Here is a 21,851-nt window from a genome sequence, read left to right as displayed (position 1 = left end):
CCATCCTCGGCCTTGCAGCGACCGCAAGGTCCAGTCCCGAGCCCGTGCCACGTGGAAGCGGCACGGGCCTGTCAGCCCGCGCTACGTCGAGGCCCCACGGCGAACGGTCCTGCCGTGCAGCAGCGGGGGTACGGCTCAGCTTCCCGCCCGGCGCGTGACCGGCCGCTTGCCGTCTCGCGTCAGGTGAGGCGTCGGCCGCTGGTCACTTGGCGAGGAACGCGAGCAGGGCGTCGGTGACTTCCCGAGCATGGGTCCACAGCAGGCCGTGGGGTGCGCCGTCGATGACGACGTAGTCGGCCTGCGGGAGTGCCTGGTGGAAGCGCTCCCCGGTGGCCTCGATGGGCAGGATGCGGTCGGCGGTGCCGTGCAGGATCAGTGCCGGAACGTCGATCTTGGACACGTCGGCACGGAAGTCGGTGGACCAGGTGGCCACGCAGGCCAGGGAGGCGTACGAGGAGGCACCGGCGGCCACGTTCCAGCTGTTGCGGACGGCTTCCTCGCTGATGCGCGTGCCGAGGTTCTCGTCGAGGTTGTAGAAGTTCTCGTAGAAATCCGTGAAGTAGGCGTAGCGGTCGGCGGTGACGGCACCTTCGATGTCCTTGAAGATGGTGCCGTCGACGCCGCCGGGGTTGTCGTCGGTCTTGAGGAGGAAGGGCTCCAGCGAGGCGAGGAAGGCGGCCTTGGCGATCCGGTCGGAGCCGTAGGTGCCCAGGTAACGGCCGACTTCACCGGTGCCCATTGAGAAGCCCACCAGAACGGCGTCGTTGACGCCGAGGGTCTCCAGGACCACGTTCAGGTCGGCGGCGAAGGTGTCGTAGTCGTAGCCGGTGGTGGGCTGGCTGGAGCGGCCGAAACCGCGCCGGTCGTACGTGATCACGCGATATCCGGCCGACAGGAGTGCGGCGGACTGCTTCTCCCAGGAGTGGCCGTCGAGCGGGTAGCCGTGGATCAGCACGACCGGCTGCCCCGCGCCGTGGTCCTCGTAGTACAGCTCGATGCTGGTGGAGTTTTCCTGGTCGACGGTGATGAACGCCATGGTGGTTGCTGCCTTCCGGTGTGAATACGTCTGAGGGTGAAGTGCACGGTCGGGCACGGCTGTGCGGGTGCGGTGAGGTGTGACGGGCGACAGGGCGGGCCCGTCGGTCATCGGACCGTGCGGGCTGCTTGCTCGACGATGCGGGTGACGGCGTCGGGGCGGGACACGGATACCGCGTGTGACGCGTCGACGGTCGTCGTGCGGGCCTTGGCACGGGCCGACATGTAGCGCTGGGTGGCCACGGGGATGTTGCGGTCTCCCGTGGTGACCAGCGACCAGGAGGGGATCGTCTTCCAGGCGGCCTCGGTGGACTTCTCCTCCAGTGCGGCGGCGGCGATCGGCCGCTGTCCGGTTGCCATGAGCCTGGCCTTGGCCGCCGGCACGTCCGCGGCGAACTGGCTGCGGAACTTCTCGGGCTTGATGTACACGTCCGCGCCTTGACCGCCGCCGGGCAGGGAGTAGTTGACGGACTCGACGGCCTGGCCGAGGGTGCTCCCGGGGAACTTGTTGGTCAGCCCGATCGAACTCTCGCCCGTGTCGGGGAGGAACGCCGCGATGTAGACTAGAGCCTTCACCTTGTCCTCCATGCCCGCGGCGGCCTGGCTGATGACGGTGCCGCCGTAGGAGTGGCCGACCAGGACCACAGGCCCGTCGACGTGTTCGAGGACGCTGCGCAGGTAGGCGGCATCGCTCGCCGGACCGCGCAGCGGGTTGGCGGCCGACACCACCGGATAGCCGGCGCGCTGCAGCCGGGCGACGACACCGTCCCAGCTCGCGGCGTCGGCGAACGCTCCGTGCTCCAACACGATCGTCGGACGTTCCGCGTGGTGGGGCGTCGCGCCTGCGGTGCCGGGCAGGGTGACGGCGGCGACGGACAGACCTACGGCCGCGGTGACACCGAGCAGTGCGGTTCTGCGGCTCGGGCGGACGTGGCGGGTGATGCGCATGCGTGAAATCCCTCTTGGTTGGTTGATGGCCCTCGACGGGCGGGCCAGGCGAAACAGGCCGACACGTTCGAGGAGCAAGGCCCCGAGCCGCCTGGCGTGTGACTGAGTTGACGTACGTCCGCACCATGTGTCCGGCCCGGACCGGGGCATTGCTCTCGTCCGGTCACCGGGAGTGGGGCGTCCTTCGTCTCGTATGACGACTCGTATTACGACGGGACGGCCGGGCCGGTTCACTCGGAAATGAGCTGCTCGTTCCCGGGCAGTGGAATGGCTGTGCGGGTCACGGCGATCAGCGGCTTCCCGCCGTGATCGATTCCGTGGCCGAAGGGATGCCACGGAGCTCACGCTGCGAGGCGATTGCCGCGTCGCACCGGCTGCCGCGCTCCGGCCGCGGGCGCGGGTACACCTCAACCGGCGGACTCCAAGACTTCGTAGACACGTCTGAGGTAGCTGTACGTGCGCTCCGAGCCGAGGATGCCGTCGCCCACCCGGTTCATCACGTACGAGAACGTGACGCGCCGGTCGAGGTCCATCACGACGATCGAACCGCCCCGACCGACCCAGAAGCAGATCCTTCCGGTGGGCATGTGCGGCATCGTCCTCGGATCGGCGAGCGCGTAGCCCATGCCCCAGCGGACGGGGACGCCCAGGAACAGGTCGACTCCATCGGCCTGGACGTCGAACACCTTGTCCACCGTCTCCGCGGAGAGAAGCCGTAGGCCGTTGACCCGGCCGCGCCGTGAGATGACGGAGAGCGCTCGGGCCATGCCTCGTGCGTTGCCGTGACCGTTGACGGCTCCGAGTTCGGCGGAGCGCCACCGCGGGGTGTCGACGTGCTCGTCACGCGCGGGGCTTCCGAACAGCGTCTTGGTGAAGATCCCGTCGGGATCGAGGCCGGTGGGTATACCGGAGAGCTGCGAGGGCGCCACCAGATCGGCGATGCGCGGCCAGTCGGCTTCGCGCGCACCGAGCTGGACATCGGCTCGCGCCGGCTCGGCGATCTCGGTGTCGACGAATTCCCTCAGGGTACGGCCACTGACCCGCCGGACGAGTTCCCCCACTAACTGTCCTTGGGTCTGCACGTGGTAACCCGAAGCGGAGCCCGGTTCCCACCAGGGTGCCTGCGCGGCCAGCCGGGCACTCGCCGTGGGCCAGTCGTACAGGTCCTCCACGGAGAAGGGCTGCTCCCAGCCGGAAAGTCCCGAGGTGTGGGCCAGGACGTGCCGCACCTCGATGTGCTCCTTTCCCCGGGCGGCGAACTCGGGCCAGTAGTGCGCGACCGGGCGGCGCAGATCCAGTGCGCCCCGGTCGACGAGGATGAGGGCCGCGAGACTGGTGAGGGTCTTCGTGGTCGACCACATGCTCACCAACGTGTCCCGTTGCCACGGAACGGTCCGCGCTTCGTCCGCGTGGCCACCCCACAGATCGACTTCCATGACCCCGTCCACATCGACGGCGATCGATGCCCCCAACTCCTCGCCGGCTTCGAGATGTGCTGTCAGCGCCGCTCGTACCGGTTCGAACCGGTCGGTGCTCGTTCCCTCGACGATCATGTTCTTCTCCGCTCTGGACGACAACCGTTCGCTCACTCAACGGGCTGTACGTCGCAGCGGTTCACGCGTCGCCGCAGGTCATGATGCATGGCGTCTGTTCATGTGCCGCGCCTGAGGGGGCCGGTGACGGAGCCGTCCGCCGACGCGCCGATGCGCTCGCCTTCTCCGCGGAGGTGCTGGTTGACGAGCCCTGCCGCCGGACGACGTCCTGCTATTGTCCTGTTCGATATGCGGGAAGCGGACAACGCGGTCCTCATCGCTCCTGTGCCCTGAGCCGCCGCCACACCCTTCCTGTGGTGCCCGGTGGAGCCGAGGCCGGGTTTCGTCACCGCGCGAACACGTTGTCCGTGTGCCGGATCCTGGTCAGGTGTGCGTCCCAGGGGTGACGCCGCCGGTGGAGATTCTGTTGGGTACGGTGACAACTGTGGTTCAAGGTCTCGACTTCGGACTGCTGGGTCCGCTGGAGGTGCGGCGGGCGGGGGCGGTACTCGACCCGGGTCGGCGCAGGCAGCGACTCCTGCTGATTCGTCTGCTGCTCGCCGACGGCCGGGCGGTCTCTCCGCAGACTCTGTTCGAGGAACTGTGGCCGCAGCAGCCGGGGCGGGCACCGAGCGCGGCCATGGGTTCCCTGCACGCCCACATCAGCAAGGTACGCGCGACGCTGGAACCCCAGCGTCTGCGCCGCCAGGGGGCGTTCGAGGTGTTGGTCACCGAACCCTTGGGCTATGCCCTGCGTGTGCCGCCCGAGAACCGTGACACCGTACGCTTCGAGCGGTCCGCCGCCCAGGCACACCGGTACTTGGACCAAGGCCGACCCGATCGTGTCGTGGAGGAGGCCCAGAAGGCCCTGGGCATGTGGCGCGGCACGGCGTTCGCCGACGCAGCGCACCACCTGTTCGCCGTCCAGGAGACAGCACGTCTGGAGGAGCTGCGGCAGACCACTCGCGAGATCCACACCACTGGCCTGCTCCTGCAAGGCCGGATCACCGAAGCCCTCAACGCGGCAGAGGAGATAACCGCGCAGCACCCGCTGGGCGAAACCGGCTGGACCCTGCTGCTGCGAGCGCTGTACCTCGCCGGCCGACACCCCGAAGCCCTGCAGCGCTACACCGACGTGCGCCGACATCTGGCCGACGAGCTCGGCCTCGAACCAGGTCCGGCCCTACGCGCTCTGCACCAGGGCATCCTACACCACGACCTCCCGCCTCTGCACCCGGCCGACCTGACGAATGACACGGTGATCCAGCACGGCCGCCGTCCGAGAGGCACCACCACGACCGGGGCACCGGACGGAGGCGAGGCGACCTCGTCGACCGGCCCGGCCGTCGGCCGACCCGACGACACGGAAGCCGAGTCCGACACACGTGGCACCCCGGTCGCGGACGGCGGGAGAGCAGCGTCCCTTCCTCCGTCCTTGGCACGCCCGGCGCAACTGCCGCGCGGCCTGCTGGCGTTCGCGGGACGGGCGACCGAAGGCGCGTGGCTGTCCACAGCCATCGGTGCGACGGGCCACCCCGGACCCACCACTGCCCCCGCCGTGGTCATCAGCGGCGCTCCCGGTGTCGGCAAGACCACCTTCACGATGCACCACGCGCACCGCATCGCCTCCTCGTTCCCCGACGGGCAGCTCTTCGTCGACCTGTGCGGATTCCACCCGCACGCACCCGCCGTCGAACCCGGTAGCGCCCTGCACGGCTTCCTCACCGCCCTGGGCGTCCCCGCCCCGCGCATCCCCGAAGACACCGCCGGCCGGAGCACACTCTTCCGCAGTCTCCTCGCCGACCGGCGGGTCCTCCTCGTCCTGGACAACGCCCGCGACGAGCAGCAGGTGCGCCCACTCCTTCCCGCAGGAGCGGGCTGCCTCACCCTGATCACCAGCCGTAACCAGCTTCTCGGCCTCGTCACCACCGACGGCGCCAAGCCCCTCCGGCTCGCGCTGCCCACACCGACCGAGGCGCACGAGGCCCTCGAACGACGTCTGGGACCCGAACGACTCGCCGCCGAGCCCGCCGCCGCAGCCGACATCATCCAGCTGTGCGGACGGCTTCCCCTGGCCATGGCCGTGGTCGCGGCCCGCGCCGAACTCGACCCCGCGCTCCCCCTCCACGCCGTGGTCGACGACCTGCGACACACCCACGGCGGGCTCGAGGCATTCACCGGCTCCGACACCACCACAGACGTGCGCACCGTCTTCTCCTGGTCCTACCGGTCACTCGATGAGCACGCCGCCCGGCTCTTCCGCCTGCTGGCCCTGCATCCCGGCCCCCACATCACCGCCCCCGCCGCGGCCAGCCTCGCCGGCCTTCCCCTCGCCCGGACCCGCCGCGCACTCGCCGAACTGCTCAGCTCCTGCCTCGTGGAACAACCGCTGCCCGGTCGCTACAGCCTGCACGACCTCCTCCGCGGCTACGCCACCGAGCTCGCTCACGCCCACGAGACCGGCCAGGGTCGTCATCACGCCACTCTCCGGATCCTGGACCACTACATGTTCACCGCCTGCGAGGCAAACCGGTTCCTCAAACAGGACACATCGCACGACCTCGAACTCGGCACACCCCGCTCGGGCGTCACTCCGGAGGAACTCACCACCGTCGAGCAGGCGACCCGATGGCTCACCGCCGAACACCACGTGCTGACGGGCCTGCTCCACACCGCCGTCAGCCAGCAGCTCGACCCTCACATCACGGGGCTCGCCTGGTCGCTCAAGGAATACCTCAACCGTCAGGAGTTCTGGCCAGAAGCCATCGCCGCGCTGACCCCCGCCCTCGAAGTGGCCCGGCGTCGGAACGACCTCCTCGAAGAGGGCCGCTGCCTACGGCACCTGGGCGGGATCCACGGCTACCTCGGCCATCAGGAGCAGGCCCTGCAGCAGCTGCAACACGCGACAGCGATCTTCGCAGAGCTCGACGACATCGGTGAACAGGCACGAGCCCACTACGTCACGGCCTGCGCGCTGTTCCTGTTCGGGCGGACGGGGGAAGCCGTGGCGGCCTCCGAGCGGGGACTGGAACTCTCCCGGATGACAGGCGAAGAGTTGTGGTTGGCCGAGTGCCTCCTCGAGCTCGCCTGGTTCCATTCCAACCTCGGGAACCTCGAGAAGAGCCTCGTGTACAGCGAGGAAGGCATCGCCTTGTTCCACCGCCTCGACGCGCCCTGGCAGCTCGCCCAGGGGTGGGACATCCTGGGCCACAACCTTCGCCTGCTCGGCCGCTACGAGGAATCGGTGACCACTTACCAGCGGGCGTCGAGGGCGTTCGGTGAACTGGGAGACCACAGGAACGCCCTCGGCACCCTGATGCGGCTCGGCGACACCCGGCTGGCCATGGGCGACCGGGAAGGGGCACGGGCGGACTGGGTCAACGCCCTCCAAGACGCTGAAGCGCGGGCGATGACACACAGCGCTCAGCAGGTCCGTGACCGGCTCGCCGCCCTCGACATGAATGAGGACCCCGCGCCCACCGTGCCCGAGAGGGCGGTCGGGAAGCACAAGCTTCCTGTTCCGAGGAGTAAGGGTCCTGCATGATGCTCCCGTCAGCACCCGTCGTACTGGTTTCCCCCGCTCGCGCGTGTACTTGAGACCTGTCAGGCCTCCCAGCCTGGATCACAGGACCCGTTGACGACCGTGCGACCGGGGCCGCGCCATGGTCACACCCCTAGGATCCCCTGCTTCTCCAGCGCTCTGCGCAACGCCCGTACGGCGTAGAAGGCGCGGCTCTTGACGGTGCCCGCCGGTATGCCGAGGTGCTCGGCCGCTTGGGCAACGCTGCATTCCAGGTAGTACATGAGGCAGATGACGGTTCGCTGCTGCTCGTTCAGCTCCCCCAGGGCCTGCGCCACCACATGGGAATCGATCGTGGATGCCGTGTTGTCGCTGGAGACGTCCAACTCCTCGACGGACATGTGCTCCAACGGCCGCACCTGACGCGCCCGGTGATGGTCGATCGCGAGATTCCTGGTCACGGTGAACAACCACGGTCTGAGGCTGTCGCCGCGGCTGCCCAGGAAGCGGGCGTGTTTCCAGGCTCGGGCCGCGGTCTCTTGGAAGACGTCCTCCCCCTTGTGCCAATCGCCGTCCAGCAGTCGCGCGGCATACCGGACGAGCAGCAGGCCGTACTGGTCGTAGATGTCTCTGATGAAGGCGTCACAGTCAGCGTCGGAGGTGAGGTTCCGATTATGCGACCAGGTCGGAGCGGAGGCAGTGGTCCGCGTTTCCGTGATTCCGTTCATGCGTGGTGCTCGATCCTGTCCAAGTGTTCCGTGGCGTGCTCAGCCGCATGCGCGGACGAACGGCTCACACACTCGTCGGAAGCCCTTCGCGGGACCTTGTCGCTTTCTTGCCGTTCCGTAGGGGCCGAAGTACTGTCCCGACTGCCGGAACGAGGGAGGTGACCCGTTCTCGGACCGCTCGTCCATCTCGGCGGCTGTGATCGGCGAGCTCGGCATGCCTCAACTGCACCTCCTTATCGCGACCGCCGTCCGAAGCAAGGCACTCGAGTGGTGAACGGGAGTGCCCTTTCTCCCGTTGCGTTGATGGGACGTGCATGCGTCCCTGCGATGCCGCCGTGCGCTGTCTCCCTCGGCGGCACCGCACCACCATGGAAGGAACAACTCACCAGTGAAGCGCTTCATCACACGCCTCGCAGTAGTAGCGGCAGCCGGAGCCGTAGCCGTGGTTCTGCCTGCTTCGTCGGCGTCCGCCATCAACCGCGTCGGTTGCTCTGAAATGGGTTACCTGACGCTTCACAACGCAGGCGGCTCCCTCTGCTTCGCCAACGCGGGGGCGGTAAGCGTGGCGATCTACGGCGTCGACCAGATCTGGACCGGCAACAACAAGGTCACGTTGGAGTACGTGCCGAGGCTGGGCGCGCCGGCGACCAGCGGAACCGTGGAGAAGTGGAGTTACGGGAAGATCACCGGCGAGCCCCTCCACAAGATCACGAAGATCAGGATCTGGTAGCACCCTTCCGCGATCGGCGCGCCCGTCGCACGACGCCGGTGGCATGTCCGTAGGCCGTGCCCACGGGTGTGCCCGGCCGGGCGACGATCCGCGCGAGGGCGAAAAGGGCGCGCTTGTGCGGCGGTGGTCTGCAGCGGCGGTCGCCCTCACGCCGACAAGCATCGTGACCCGGTCGACCAGCTCATACGGCAGGGCAAGTGCGGCAGGACAGGACCCACCAGGGCTCTCGAGCCGGCAGGTTGAGATGTCGAACACCTCACCCAACGGCACGGGAGCCCTGCCCGCTGCATACGCTTCTCATGGGTCGCTACAAAAGGGCAGGTCCCGACGCGGCTAGAGGGCGTCCGCCTGTTGCGACAGCGGATCACGACCCACCGGGGGCTCCGAGAGGCTCGCCCCGCTCGACAAGATCGCGAGCGAGGCATACGCCCGGTGACCGCTAACTCGGCCGACCCCCGGCACCGGCCGACGCATCAGCCGCACCCTCCACACAGTCCTTGCCCTCTTGGCCGATGACTACGCAGTCGGAAAGACTCAATGGGTGTACGTAGTGACCAGCGGCTTCGTCTCGTCGACGACGTAGGTGGACAGCATCATGGTCGTCACCTTCCCAATGTTGCGGGCATTGTGGATGGTGTCAGACGGGATGAAGAAGGGGTCACCCGTGCGAAGCCGCAGGGTGGTCCCGTCGTCGAACTCCATGGACACATCGCCGCGGACGATGTATCCGACTTCCACTCCCGGGTGGCTGTGGCGGCCCGATTCCCTGCGCCGCGGTATCTCGACGAGAGTCTGCACGGTCGTCCAGCCCTTGGCGGGCGAGGGGTTCTCCTGGAGCAAGGTGCGCGTCACGCCGTCGGTCGGGGCGTGAACGGACGAGTGATGACCACGGAATGGCGTGGAAGCTGCCTCAGCGGTCGAGGCAGAAGCGACGGCACCGAGCGCGCCGGCTGCCGCCACGCCACTGGTCCGCAGAAGAGAGCGACGATCCAACATGATGAACTCCCCGATCGACAGGCGGAATTGCCTTTCTCCCCTGTGAACGCCCGCGACAGCGTGACGGTTCAGGCCCACCTTGTTCTTTCTGGCCCGAGAACCGTCGCGTTGCGCTGAGGTACGCCCTGCCACATCGGAGAAAGTGGGGTGCGGCGGTTGCTCAGCAGCGCGGGCGCGGACTCCATCTGGAGGCGTTCTTCGGCTGTATGTACTACGCGGTCGTGCGGCCGGGGGAGGTCATTCACCTCCGCCTCGAACAGTGCCATCTACCCGAGACCGGGTGGGGGATGTTCAACCTGTCGGGCGGTGTCATCACCGCGGGCAAGGAGTGGACGGACGACGGCGCGGTGCACGAGGTGCACTCGCTCAAGCGTCGCGCGGCTACCGCGACCGGCCGGTGCCTATCCCTCCGAAGTTCGTGCGCGTCCTACGTGCGCACATCAAACGGTTCGGCGTGGCGCCGGACGGTTGGGTGTTCCGGAACCAGGCCGGCAACTACGTGGACGCTTCCGCGTATGGCATTACGTGGGCGCGGGCACGGAAGCATGTCCTGACCCGTACGGAACTCGCCTCCGGTCTGGCCAAGCGGCCCTACGATATCCGGCACGCTGGGATCTCGTTCTGGTTGTACTCCGGTGTGGACCCGGCCGAATGTGCTCGCCGCGCGGGCCAGAGCATCGAGGTCCTCTTCCGGCACTACGCCAAGTTCCTGGACGGCGTCCGGGAACAAGCCAACCGGCTGATCGAGCAGTCGATGGAGGAGTGGGACCGCGTCAGCCTGGGCGGGGCGCCAACGCGGTGAGTGGGGAGTTTTGGTCCGTGACTGGTCCGGAAGTGCTGGTCAGAAGCGGGATAGCGGTGGGGGAAAATGGGAGGTACGGCATAAACCAGGCCCCGCTCTGAGCGGGTCGGGTGAAAGGCGCCTGACGGGTAAAAGCCCAGGTCAGGCGCCTTTTTTCGTGCGTCTAGAAGAAGCCGAGCTTCTTCGGCGAGTACGACACCAGGAGGTTCTTCGTCTGCTGGTAGTGCTCCAGCATCATCTTGTGCGTCTCCCGCCCGATGCCCGACTGTTTGTAGCCGCCGAAGGCCGCGTGCGCCGGATAGGCGTGGTAGCAGTTCGTCCAGACGCGGCCCGCCTGGATTGCCCGGCCCGCCCGGTACGCCTTGTTGATGTCCCGCGTCCACACGCCGGCGCCGAGCCCGTAGAGCGTGTCGTTCGCGATCTGGATGGCGTCGTCGAAGTCGTTGAACGACGCGACCGAGACGACCGGGCCGAAGATCTCCTCCTGGAAGATCCGCATCCGGTTGTCGCCTTCGAAGATCGTCGGCTGGACGTAGTAACCGCCCGCCAGATCACCGTCGTACTCGATGCGCTGCCCGCCCGTCAGGACCTTGGCGCCCTCCTGCTGACCGATGTCCAGGTAGGAGAGGATCTTCTCCAGTTGGTCGTTGGAGGCCTGCGCCCCGATCATGGTGTCGGTGTCCAACGGATGCCCGGCCTTGATCTGCTCGGTGCGGGCGATCGCCGCTTCGAGGAACTCGCTGTAGTGCCCGCGCTGCACCAGCGCCCGCGAGGGACACGTGCAGACCTCGCCCTGGTTGAGGGCGAACATCGTGAAGCCCTCAAGCGCCTTGTCCCGGAAGTCGTCGTCCGCGGACCACACGTCGTCGAAGAAGATGTTCGGTGACTTCCCGCCCAGCTCCAACGTCACCGGCTTGATGTTCTCGGAGGCGTACTGCATGATCAACCGCCCCGTGGTGGTCTCCCCGGTGAAGGCGACCTTGGAGACGCGTGGACTGGACGCCAACGGCTTGCCCGCCTCGACACCGAACCCGTTGACGATGTTCAGGACGCCCGGCGGCAGCAGGTCGCGGACCAGGCTCATCCAGTAGTGGATGGAGGCCGGCGTCTGCTCGGCGGGCTTGAGGACGACCGCGTTACCGGCCGCGAGCGCCGGCGCGAGCTTCCAGGTCGCCATGAGGATCGGGAAGTTCCACGGGATGATCTGCGCGACGACGCCGAGCGGCTCATGGAAGTGGTACGCGATGGTGTCCGCGTCCACTTCGCTCAACGACCCCTCCTGCGCGCGGATGACCCCCGCGAAGTAGCGGAAGTGATCGATGGCGAGCGGGATGTCGGCCGCCAGCGTCTCGCGGATCGGCTTGCCGTTCTCCCAGCTCTCGGCGACCGCGAGCTGTTCGAGATTGGCCTCCATCCGGTCGGCGATCTTCCGCAGCACGTCCGCGCGCTCGGTGACCGACGCCCGCCCCCACGCGGGCGCCGCCGCGTGCGCCGCGTCGAGGGCGCGCTCGACGTCCTCGGCGGTGCCCCGGGCGATCTCGGTGAAGGGCCGCCCGTTGACCGGGCTGGGGTTCTCGAAGTACTGGCCACGGGCGGGAGCCACGTACTCGCCGCCGATGAAGTGGTCGTAGCGCGACTCGTAGGAGACGATGGCGCCCTCGGTGCCGGGCGCTGCGTAACGGGTCATCTTGGCTGGCCTCCCGGGGAAGGCTGCCCGCCGTGGGCAGCTCTCGCCCGGAGGCTAGAACCACGCACGTTGCATCTACGTTGCGTTCCCCTTCGCGCTCTCCTTCTGGGCTGTGTTGGACGAGGGTTGCTCCTTCCCGGGAGCGGCCGTGGGTGGTGCCTCCCCCCTCGGGGCCCGTGAGTGGTGCCTCCCCGCTCAGGGCCCGAGTACACCCCCGCGGTGCGGGATCAGTACGACTGCACGGCGCCCCGCCCGGCCACGGCCAGCTCGGCATCGAGTTCGCGCAGACGGGCCAGAGTGCCGGGCGTCGGGCGCAGTGCGGCCAGCGCCCGCCACGCCAACAGGTCCTCCTCGCCCCACGGTGCGTGCACCCAGTCCGCCAACAGGTCGGGGTCGTGGTGGCCGACCAGCGCCGCCCGCAGCTGGTCGGCGAGCCGGCGCCGCAGCCGGACCAGAGCGGGCGCCCGCGACTGCGGCAGCAACGGCCCGGCGTACGCGGCAGCGGCCGCCGCCACCGCACCCGCCGCCAGGCGACGCTCGACCGTGTCGACATCACTCTCCACAGGCTCCGCCAGACGGTACGGACGCGACCGCAACAGCTCCGCCCCGAGCGCCCGCCGCAACCGCGCCATCTCCGCGCGCAACGTCACCTGCGGCACCGACTCGTCCTCGTACAGCGCGTACAGCAGCTCCTCCCCGCTCAGCCCCTCCGGATGACGGGCGAGCAGCACCACGATCTCGCTGTGCCTGCGACTGAGCCGCACCTTGCGCCCGCCCGCCACAAACAGTGCCTCGTCCCGGCCCAGCACCGAGAGCTCGACGCCACCCCGGGCTCCCGCAGGAGGAGCCAGCAACGCCAGTTGGGACTCGGCGGCCCTCGCGACAGCCTGCACGAAGGCGAGACTGTGCGGATGAGCGAGGCCGTTCCCGCCGGTGATGTCGACCGCTCCGATCAACCGCCCGGTCCGCGGGTCGTGCACCGGAGCCGCCGCGCACGTCCAGGACTGCACCCGCCGCATGAAGTGCTCCGTGGCGAAGACCTGCACGGGCCGGTCCAGGGCGACCGCCGTCCCCGGCGCGTTGGTCCCCACGGCGGACTCGGCCCATCGCGCCCCCGGCACGAAGTTCATCCGGTCCGCACGCCGCCGCGCCACCGCGTGGCCCTCGACCCACAGCAACCTGCCCTGCACGTCACATACGGCCAGAAGGTGCTCCCCGTCCATCGCGAAGGTGCCCATCAGCTCACGGAACAACGGCATCACCCTCGCCAGCGGATGCTCCGCCCGACAGGCGTCGAGGTCGCCGTCGGTCAGCTCCACCGCCGCGCCGCTCCCCTCCGGGCTGACCCGCGCCCTGGCCGATCTGCGCCACGATTCGGCCACCACCGACCGCACCGGCCGGATGACCGTGCCAGCCGCGGTGAACCTCTCATGCGCCTGCCGCACCACCCGCACACGCTCGGCGGGGTCGGCGCCCGGCTCCAGGGCCACCCATGGATCGGTCAACTCGGCCTCCCGGGACGGCGGTGCGGGGCTGCCATCGTCACCCCAGGACCGGAAGCCGACAAGCGCGCCGCGACGGACGGGCCTGAACGCCTCGTCGCCGGTGAGGTCGGCCCGCTCCCTCCGGAGTCCCGGGCGAAGGTCATGGGCCCTAGGCGAAGTTGACGAGGCGTATGTAGCGCGACCAGTCCCAGTACGGCCCCGGATCCGTGTGGTCCGATCCCGGCACCTGATAGTGGCCGATGATGTGCTCGCGGTCCTTGGGAATGTCGTACTTCGAGCAGATGGCGGCGGTCAGCGCGGCGGACTGCTCGTACATCGCGTTGGTCAAGTACTGGGGCTTGTCGATCCATCCCTCGTGCTCGATTCCGATACTGCGCGTGTTGTACGTCCAATTGCCCGCGTGCCAAGCGACATTGCGGTCACGGACGCACTGGGCGATATGACCGTCGCCGGAACGGACCACATAGTGGGCCGACACCTTCTTCGCGGGGTTCTGGAAGATGGCGAGCGCGTCGGCGTACGTCTCCTGGGTGACGTGGAGGACCACGTAATCGATGGGGTAGGTGCTCGGGCGGTTGGCGGCGGTGTAGTTGGACGTACTGGCCGGCACCCACTCGGCCAAGGGGTAGTCGACCGACAGGGCCTGGGCGCTCGCGCGTGCGGTGGGCACGAGCGCCGCGGGCACGGCGGCCGCAGCGGCACCTTGCAGCAGTCCGCGCCTGCTGGGGAAGCGTCTTGTCCGATCCATGACTGACCTGCCTCTCATTGAGGAACGGCTGGACTGACGCGAATTCCCCGGGCTGTGGGGGACACCGTCACCTCAGTCGGCCGATCGCGCCTCGCGTGAATTACGTTACGGCGCCCGCTGGTTGAGACGGAAGGGCAGAGCTCGCATCTGTGTACGGCAGCGCATTTGTGGAAATCTCGGCCACCCGAATGGGGGACAGGAGGATCGCTCGGCGGTGGCCGCGGTGGCCGCGGTGGCCGGGGTGGCGGGATTGGCCGGGGTGGCGCCTGTGGCCCCTGAGGTCAGGGAGGGGCCTGCGGCCAGGGTGGCTCTCGCAGTCAGGACGGCCCTCGCGGCCAAGGCGGCTCTCACGGCCCGGGCGGCTACGGCAGCCGAGCCGATCCCGGCGACGGCCATCGCACCGGGCAGGGGCATCACTCCCCTTGCGGCGCCGCCTTCGTCAGCGCCGCCGCATCGGAGAGCACTCGGGAGATCCGCGCCAACACCGCCTCATCCCGCTCGACGGGATCGAGCACGGGCCCGTGGGCCGTGCCCCAGCGCCGGGCGACCGTCCCGGGGTCCTCGCCGGTGAGGACCCCGGCTGCTTGCGCGGCGGCGCCAAGGGCCACAAGCTCCTGCGCTCGGGGCACTTGAACGGGACGGCCGGAGAGGCGACGGACCGTGTTCTGCCAAGCCGCACCGCGCGCCCCGCCACCGATGAGCAGGAGCGGGGACGATCGGTCGGCGTCCGCGTCCAGGACGAGGTCGAGGGCGCCCAGCAGTGAGTGCACGGCCCCGTCGTACGCCGCCTGCAACAACTGCCCGGGCGTCGTGTCGTGCCGCAGGCCGTGCACCATCCCGGAGGCATGGGGGAGGTCCGGCGTCCGCTCACCGTCCAAGTAGGGCAGGAGAGTGACGGTGCCGCCCGGTTCCACCGCCTCGCGGTCCAGACGCAGCAACGCCGCAACCCGGTCGACGGCCTGCGTGCAATTGAGGGTGCAGGCCAGCGGCAGCCACGCACCGCGCGCGTCCGCGAATCCCGCCACCGTGCCGGTCGGGTCGGAGGGACGGTGTTCCGAGACCGCGTACACCGTGCCCGAGGTGCCCAGGCTCAGCACCGGCGTGCCGGGGCGCAGGCCGAGGCCCAGCGCGGCCGCCGCGTTGTCACCGGTCCCGGGAGCGACCAACGTCCCCTTGGAGAACGGCAGCGCACTGTCGCCACGTACCGTGCCGACGATCTCGCCGGGACGTGCGACCCGGGGCAGCAGCGCCGGATCGAGGCCCACCATGCCGAGAATTTCCTCGTCGTACGTCTCCGGAGCCGACGCCCACCAGCCGGTCCCGGAGACGTCGCCGCGGTCGGTGGTGGCGAGCCCGGTGAGGCGTTCCGTGAGGTAGTCGTGGGGCAGGCGCACGGCGGACGTGGCGCGCACGGCTGCGGGCTCGTGCTCGGTGAGCCAGGCCCACTTTGTCACGGTGAAGGAAGGCCCAGGGACACTCCCGACCCGATCGGCCCACTTCTTGGGGCCGCCGAGCCGCTCCAAGAGGGTGCGTGCCTGTGCGGCGGAACGCACGTCGTTCCACAGGAGCGCGGGGCGCACCGGTGCGCCGTCCCTGCCCAGCGTGACCAGCCCGTGCTGCTGGCCCGCTATCGACACCGCGGCGGCCTCCCGGGCGATGGGACCGCACTGCCCCAGCGCCGCACACAGCGCCTCCCACCACTCCCGGGGATCGCTCTCACGCCCCTCGCCCGAGCTGACCCGGTGCGGTGCCTGGCCGCTCGCCACGACCTGGCCGGTGGCCGCGTCGACGACCAATACCTTCGTGGACTGCGTGGAACTGTCCACGCCGACGACAAGAGGTCCCTGAGCTGATGGCGCTGATGACATGGCGTCTCCGTTCCTGTGGCTCTTCGGGGCCTGCCCCGAAGATTCTTCCCCTCGACCTTCCCAGCCGGGTCCCCGGATACTAATTTGTAAAGTGACATGACGAAATAGGCGAGGGAGCCACACATGAACTACCGGCCCACTCCAGAGGACAAGTTCAGCTTCGGTCTGTGGACCGTCGGCTGGCAGGGACGTGACCCGTTCGGGGACGCCACCCGGTCAGCACTCGACCCGGCCGACACGGTGCGCCATCTGGCCGAACTGGGCGCCTACGGAGTGACGTTCCATGACGACGACCTGATCCCGTTCGCCTCGACCGACGCGGAGCGCGAGGGCCACATCAAGCGCTTCCGGCAGGCCCTCGACGCGACCGGCCTGGTCGTCCCAATGGCGACCACGAACCTCTTCACCCACCCCGTCTTCAAGGACGGGGCGTTCACCGCCAACGACCGTGACGTACGTCGATACGCCCTGCGCAAGACGATGCGCAACATCGACCTCGCGGTCGAGTTGGGCGCGCGCACCTACGTGGCGTGGGGCGGCCGGGAGGGAGCCGAGTCCGGTGCCGCGAAGGATGTCCGCGACGCGCTGGACCGGATGAAGGAGGCGTTCGACCTGCTCGCCGAGTACGCCACTTCACAGGGGTACGACATTAAGTTCGCGATCGAGCCGAAACCGAACGAGCCGCGCGGCGACATCCTGTTGCCGACGGTGGGACACGCCCTCGCCTTCATCGAACGCCTGGAGCGGCCCGAACTGTTCGGCGTCAACCCCGAAGTGGGCCACGAACAGATGGCGGGACTCAACTTCCCGCACTCCATCGCCCAAGCGCTGTGGGCGGGCAAGCTCTTCCACATCGACCTCAACGGCCAGACCGGCATCAAGTACGACCAGGACCTACGGTTCGGCGCCGGGGATCTGCGCAGCGCCTTCTGGCTGGTGGACGTCCTGGAGAGGGGTGGTTACGAGGGGCCGCGGCACTTCGACTTCAAGCCGCCCCGTACGGAGGACCTCGACGGAGTGTGGGCCTCGGCCGCCGGCTGCATGCGCAACTACCTGATCCTGCGGGAGCGGACAGCCGCCTTCCGCGCCGATCCCGAGGTACGCGAGGCCTTGAGTGCGTCGCGCCTGGACGAACTGGCGCTCCCCACGGCCGACGACGGCCTCGCCGGACTGCTCGCAGACCAAGGCGCCTACGAGTCCTTCGACGTGGAGGCGGCCGCCGCGCGCGGGATGGCCTTCGAGCACCTCGACCAGCTGGCCATGGACCACCTCCTGGGCGTGCGGGGCTGACGCTCAGGACGTGTGAGGCCGAGAACCCGGACGTGCGGAGGCCTTGCGGCCGCCGCACGTCCGTTCGTCGCCGCGGGTTCCTTGGGCTCAGTACGGATGCGGCAGTCGTACGTACGTCACCGACGTCTCCACGCCACTGTCGACCAGCCGCCCTTCCTACGTCCCCGTGTCGCTCGCCACGGCCAGAGCGGTCGCCGGGTCGTGGGCCGCCGGCCCCGCCGGGACCCAGCGGCCGCGTTCCTCGCGGTAGGGCCACCAACGGCCGTCAGGCCCATGGCGTAGTTGAGTGTCGGAGCCGACCACGGTCCACCGGTTGCGGGCGGCCTGCAACCGCGGGCGATCGCCTTCGTCCCACGCAGCTTCCAGCGCGGCACGCGCGCGTGCCAGCGCATCCCCCTCGGGCGTCCACTCCTGCTCGAGTATGTGCAGCGCGGCCCGGCCCCCGTACCGCCAGGCCCGTACGGCGAGCGCGAGACCGTCCGGCCCGCGCGCCGACACCTCCGACAACCGCGCCTCGACCGTCGGCCCTGGAGCCGCCGCGGCCAGCCGCACGGCGTCCTCGCTCACCGACAACTCCTCCTCGACAGGGTGCCCCTCGTGACCGGGCACGAGCGCGTCAGCCAGCATCCGGCACGCCTCGGCGGCCGCCTGTGCCGCAAGGAACTCGACCGCGGCCACGTCGAGGCCCGACGCGGGCTCCGTCTCCGTGTCGAGCGTCGGCGGCGATCCCGGCGCAGAGGGCGTTGCAGGCAGGTCGGGAAGCGGCGGCAGGATGACGCCGTCCGCGTACGCCTCCACGGCGCTGACGCCCTCTGGAGCGGCATCCCGGGGCTCCTCAGAGTGCTCCGGGGCATCGGTGTGCGCGGCGCTGCGCATGTGGAGCGCGTCCAGGAGTTCGCGTTCCCCGCGGCCCCGCATCAGCAGCAGCACGAAGGGATCCTGGTCGAGCAGCCGCGCGACCTGGTAGCAGAGCGCGGCCGTGTGCCCGCAGTAGTCCCACGCCTCGCAGTCGCACTCCGCCTCCAGGTCCCCGATGCCGGGCAGGAGTTCGACACCGGCGGCCGAGGAGTCCTCCACCAGGTGCGGCGGCATGTCACGATCCAGGAGTGCCGCGATGTGCCCGGCCTGCTCGACGGCCATCCCCAAGAAGCGATCCCACTCCTCCGCGCTCAACTCCTGGAGCAGTACGTCGGAGCGGTGCGGTGTGCCGTCGCGGTCCTGCACGACCGCGGTGATCCGGCCCGGCCGCACCGAGACCGCACCCACCGCGCCCGCGCGGGCCAACCGGCGTCCCGCTTTCAACTGGCCCAAGTCGAGGGCGGTGTCCTCGAGCGCCTTCAGCCAGGCCTGGCCCCACCATGTCTGTGCGAAACCCTGCCCACGCGCGGGCGGCATGGCGTCGAACGTGCGCTCGTTCGTCGCTCCAGGACCACGCGCACCCATCGCCTCTCCGGCGCGCCCATCCCCGTACGCGTACTCCTCGTTATGGATGTCGCTCATCGGGTCCCCCCTCGCAGCTCGACCAGATCGGACAGTTCGGCGTCGGTCAGCTCGGTCAGAGCGGCCTCGCCGGAGCCGAGTACGGCGTCCGCCAACTCCCGCTTGCGCAGCAGCATGTCGGCGATGCGGTCCTCGATGGTGCCCTCCGCGATCAACCGGTGCACCTGCACCGGCTGTGTCTGCCCGATGCGGTACGCGCGGTCGGTGGCCTGCGCCTCGACGGCGGGGTTCCACCAGCGGTCGTAATGCACGACGTGCTCGGCACGGGTGAGGTTCAGCCCGGTGCCCGCCGCCTTCAAGGAGAGCAGGAAGACGGGGACCTCTCCGTCCTGGAAGCGCTGCACCATCGCCTCACGCGTCCCGACGGGCGTGCCGCCGTGGAGGAACTGCGAGGGGATGCCACGGCCGGCCAGATGCCGCTCGATCAGCCGCGCCATCTGGACGTACTGCGTGAAGACGAGCACGCTCGCGCCCTCGGCGAGGATCGTGTCCAGCAACTCGTCGAGCAGCTCCAGCTTGCCCGAACGGCCCGGAATCCTGGGCTCGTCCTCCTTGAGGTACTGCGCGGGGTGGTTGCAGATCTGCTTGAGGCCCGTGAGGAGCTTGACGATCAGACCCCGGCGCGTGAACCCGTCGGCCCCGGAGATCTCGGCGAGTGTCTCCCGTACCACGGCTTCGTAGAGTCCCGCTTGCTCCGTGCTGAGCGAGACCGCGCGATCGGTCTCCGTCTTCGGTGGGAGTTCCGGTGCGATCCCCGGGTCCGACTTGCGCCGCCGGAGCAGGAACGGACGCACCAGCTGTCCGAGCCGCTCCGCGGCCCCGGGGTCCGCGCCGCTCTCCACGGCTTGGGCGTAACGCGTCCGGAAGGTCGCGAGTTTTCCGAGCAACCCCGGAGTCGTCCAGTCGAGGATGGCCCACAGCTCGGAGAGGTTGTTCTCCACCGGGGTGCCGGTGAGCGCCACGCGCGCGCGTGCCTGGATGGCGCGCAGTTGCTTGGCCGTCGCCGAGTACGGATTCTTGACGTGTTGGGCCTCGTCGGCGACGACCATGCCCCAGGCCGTGCGACCCAGCCGGTCCGTGTCGAGCCGCATCGTGCCGTACGTGGTCAGGACGAACTCGCCGTCCACGAGGCCTTCCAGGTCCCGCTGGGCTCCGTGGAACCGTCGCACCGGCGTGCCGGGCGCGAACTTCTCGATCTCGCGCTGCCAGTTGCCCATGAGGGACGTCGGACAGACCACCAGCGTGGGGCCCGCCGTGTCCTCGTGGGTCTGGCGGTGCAGATGCAGCGAGATCAGCGTGATCGTCTTGCCGAGGCCCATGTCGTCGGCGAGGCAGCCGCCGAGGCCGAGGGACGTCATGCGCGCGAGCCAGTTCAGACCGCGCAGCTGATAGTCGCGAAGCTCTGCGGCGAGCGCCTCGGGCCGGCCGACGGGCTCCATGCCCTCCGGGTCCGCGAGCCGCTCGCGCAACGTGGCGAGCCACCCCGTCGGCTCCACGTCGACGCGCCGGCCGTCGACCTCGGTGGTGCCGGTCAGTGCGGCGCTGAGGGCATCGATCGGTGTGACCTTGCGGTCCTGCCGGTCGCGGGCGCGGCGCGCCTCCTCGGGGTCGATGAGCACCCACTGGTCGCGCAGACGGACCACGGGGCGGTTCGCCTCGGCGAGGCGGTCGAGTTCGTCGCGCGTGAGCTGCCGGTCGCCCAGGGCGAAGCGCCAGTTGAACGCCAGCAGTGCGTCCGTGGAAAGGAACGAGGGGGTATCCGCAGCTGGCTTGAGCGGGCTCTTCTCGCCGCCGTCCTGCTCACCGTCCGGTGGACCGATGACGGCGCGCGCGGTGAGACTGCGGGCCAACTCTCGCGGCCAGTGCACATCGACGCCTGCGGCCGCGAGCATCCGAGCGCCCCCGCCCAGAAGGTCGGTCACCTCTTCGTCGGCGAGTTCGATCGCGTCGGGCACGGTGGCCGTCAGCAGTGGAGCGAGCGGGGGCCACGCGCGCGTGGCGCGACGCAGCGCGAGGAGCGTGTCCATGCGTGCTCGCGGCCCGAAGGCCTGTCCCGTGGCTCCGGTACCGGCCCACACCTCGGCAGCGTCCGCGACGAGCCCGGGATCGCTGACGCTGTGCAGTTGCAGCACGGCGCGGAACGGCAGACGGGTGCCGCCCTCGGTGACCGAGACGAGTCCGGGGATCTCCACCCGCAGGGAGATCCGCACACCGGCGTCATGTCCTGCCGCCACATCGGCGGCCCAGGCCCGCTGTTCGGGTACGTGTTGCGGCTCCCTGGAGGCGAATACGGGCCCGCCGGCGGCCAGCGGGGCGGCGGGGGAGCGTGGCAGAGTGTCGGCGACCGCGTCGAGGAACCGGCGCAGCAGACTCTCGGGCTCGGGCAGCCGCAGCGGTACGCCGGAGTCCAGCGGCAGGGCGTGAGCGGCCGGCGGCATCGCCGCGGCGAGCTCCCGCAGCCGCTGCAGATCCTCGGTCCCCAGCGGACCGGCACGCCAGGAGTCGTGGTCGCCGGGAGTCAGACCGGGCAACAACAGCCCCCGAGCCGCGAGTTGCAGTGCGAGGACCCCTGCCGCCCCCCAGAACGCTGCCGTCGGGTGCGATCCCGATGCGGCACGCGCGCGCGTGAGGACCGGCAGCGCGGCACGCACGGGAAGCAGGACCGCGGGCACGGTGCCCAGTTCGATGTCCTCGTCCCCGGGGACGGCGACGGCGAGTTCATCGAAGGCGCCGCCGACGACCGAGGGCGGTTCGGTGCCATCAGGGCGCCAGAAAGCCATGCGGCCCCCGCGGGCGGGGTCGCCAGGCACGAAGAGCACGGAACAGCGCGACAGTTCGGAGACCTCGGAGAGGGGGACAGCAGGGATCCTGTGCACAGCGATGGGACATTCCTCAAATTTGACTACTGAGACCGGAGCGGCCGAGAGTACAGGACTCGGACCGCCCTCGGCTCGTATCGAGA

At 69.5% G+C, this 21,851-nt stretch carries 15 protein-coding genes; 4 read left to right on the top strand and 11 right to left on the bottom strand.

Features of this window, described 5'->3' with window-relative positions:
- Nucleotides 1-202 precede the first annotated feature (202 nt).
- The 3 genes from ACZ5GP_RS11360 to ACZ5GP_RS11350 form a co-directional block, all read right to left on the bottom strand.
- Nucleotides 203-1,036 carry an alpha/beta fold hydrolase gene (locus ACZ5GP_RS11360; protein WP_358696351.1) on the bottom strand — a complete coding sequence of 278 codons (834 nt, stop codon included), beginning with the start codon at nt 1,034-1,036 and terminating at the stop codon, nt 203-205.
- 107 nt (nt 1,037-1,143) lie between these two features.
- A complete protein-coding gene (locus tag ACZ5GP_RS11355) occupies nt 1,144-1,983 on the bottom strand; it encodes an alpha/beta fold hydrolase (protein ID WP_358696352.1) in 840 nt (279 codons plus the stop codon).
- A gap of 407 nt (nt 1,984-2,390) precedes the next feature.
- Entirely contained in the window at nt 2,391-3,572 is a 1,182-nt protein-coding gene (locus ACZ5GP_RS11350; RefSeq protein ID WP_358583348.1) for a serine hydrolase domain-containing protein, read from the bottom strand.
- A 388-nt stretch (nt 3,573-3,960) separates the two neighbouring features.
- Between ACZ5GP_RS11350 and ACZ5GP_RS11345 the strand changes: the two genes are divergently transcribed.
- Nucleotides 3,961-7,059: an AfsR/SARP family transcriptional regulator gene (locus ACZ5GP_RS11345; RefSeq protein WP_468750610.1), complete on the top strand. Its 3,099-nt coding sequence runs from the start codon at nt 3,961-3,963 to the stop codon at nt 7,057-7,059.
- A gap of 122 nt (nt 7,060-7,181) precedes the next feature.
- Here ACZ5GP_RS11345 and ACZ5GP_RS11340 read toward each other — a convergent pair whose 3' ends face one another.
- Entirely contained in the window at nt 7,182-7,763 is a 582-nt protein-coding gene (locus tag ACZ5GP_RS11340; RefSeq protein ID WP_361082022.1) for a sigma-70 family RNA polymerase sigma factor, read from the bottom strand.
- Nucleotides 7,764-8,259: 496 nt separating this feature from the next.
- Here ACZ5GP_RS11340 and ACZ5GP_RS11335 point away from each other — a divergent pair, with 496 nt between their 5' ends.
- The gene (locus ACZ5GP_RS11335; RefSeq protein WP_358583394.1) at nt 8,260-8,493 is read left to right on the top strand and encodes a beta/gamma crystallin domain-containing protein; all 234 of its coding nucleotides are present in this window, start codon (nt 8,260-8,262) and stop codon (nt 8,491-8,493) included.
- Between the two features lie 534 nt (nt 8,494-9,027).
- Here ACZ5GP_RS11335 and ACZ5GP_RS11330 read toward each other — a convergent pair.
- Entirely contained in the window at nt 9,028-9,345 is a 318-nt protein-coding gene (locus ACZ5GP_RS11330; RefSeq protein ID WP_361082026.1) for a cupin domain-containing protein, read from the bottom strand.
- A gap of 541 nt (nt 9,346-9,886) precedes the next feature.
- Between ACZ5GP_RS11330 and ACZ5GP_RS11325 the strand changes: the two genes are divergently transcribed.
- Nucleotides 9,887-10,291 carry a hypothetical protein gene (locus tag ACZ5GP_RS11325; RefSeq protein ID WP_468750609.1) on the top strand — a complete coding sequence of 135 codons (405 nt, stop codon included), beginning with the start codon at nt 9,887-9,889 and terminating at the stop codon, nt 10,289-10,291.
- 163 nt (nt 10,292-10,454) lie between these two features.
- Here the strand turns inward: ACZ5GP_RS11325 and exaC are convergent, their stop codons facing one another.
- From exaC to xylB, 4 genes are all read right to left on the bottom strand, one after another.
- Complete coding sequence (gene exaC, locus ACZ5GP_RS11320; RefSeq protein ID WP_468750608.1) at nt 10,455-11,978, bottom strand: acetaldehyde dehydrogenase ExaC; 1,524 nt, start codon at nt 11,976-11,978, stop codon at nt 10,455-10,457.
- A gap of 227 nt (nt 11,979-12,205) precedes the next feature.
- Nucleotides 12,206-13,483: a GAF domain-containing protein gene (locus ACZ5GP_RS11315; RefSeq protein WP_468750607.1), complete on the bottom strand. Its 1,278-nt coding sequence runs from the start codon at nt 13,481-13,483 to the stop codon at nt 12,206-12,208.
- 148 nt (nt 13,484-13,631) lie between these two features.
- Complete coding sequence (locus ACZ5GP_RS11310) at nt 13,632-14,231, bottom strand: N-acetylmuramoyl-L-alanine amidase (protein WP_468750606.1); 600 nt, start codon at nt 14,229-14,231, stop codon at nt 13,632-13,634.
- A 413-nt stretch (nt 14,232-14,644) separates the two neighbouring features.
- The gene (gene xylB, locus ACZ5GP_RS11305) at nt 14,645-16,099 is read right to left on the bottom strand and encodes a xylulokinase (RefSeq protein WP_468750605.1); all 1,455 of its coding nucleotides are present in this window, start codon (nt 16,097-16,099) and stop codon (nt 14,645-14,647) included.
- Between the two features lie 123 nt (nt 16,100-16,222).
- Between xylB and xylA the strand changes: the two genes are divergently transcribed.
- The gene (gene xylA, locus ACZ5GP_RS11300) at nt 16,223-17,389 is read left to right on the top strand and encodes a xylose isomerase (RefSeq protein ID WP_468750604.1); all 1,167 of its coding nucleotides are present in this window, start codon (nt 16,223-16,225) and stop codon (nt 17,387-17,389) included.
- Between the two features lie 156 nt (nt 17,390-17,545).
- On the opposite strand, the gene ACZ5GP_RS11295 is transcribed toward xylA, so the two are convergent.
- Together ACZ5GP_RS11295 and ACZ5GP_RS11290 are read right to left on the bottom strand one after the other, a co-directional pair.
- A complete protein-coding gene (locus ACZ5GP_RS11295) occupies nt 17,546-18,889 on the bottom strand; it encodes an SWIM zinc finger family protein (RefSeq protein WP_468750603.1) in 1,344 nt (447 codons plus the stop codon).
- Nucleotides 18,886-21,669 (bottom strand): DEAD/DEAH box helicase, encoded by a 2,784-nt coding sequence (locus ACZ5GP_RS11290; protein WP_468750602.1) that lies wholly within the window; start codon nt 21,667-21,669, stop codon nt 18,886-18,888. Before ACZ5GP_RS11290 ends, ACZ5GP_RS11295 begins: the two co-directional genes overlap by 4 nt.
- Nucleotides 21,670-21,851: the final 182 nt, after the last annotated feature.

The sequence above is a fragment of the Streptomyces sp. NPDC031466 genome (assembly GCF_055581265.1).
Note: the sequence above shows the minus strand (reverse complement) of the source record. Positions and strands in the feature narration are given on the sequence as shown.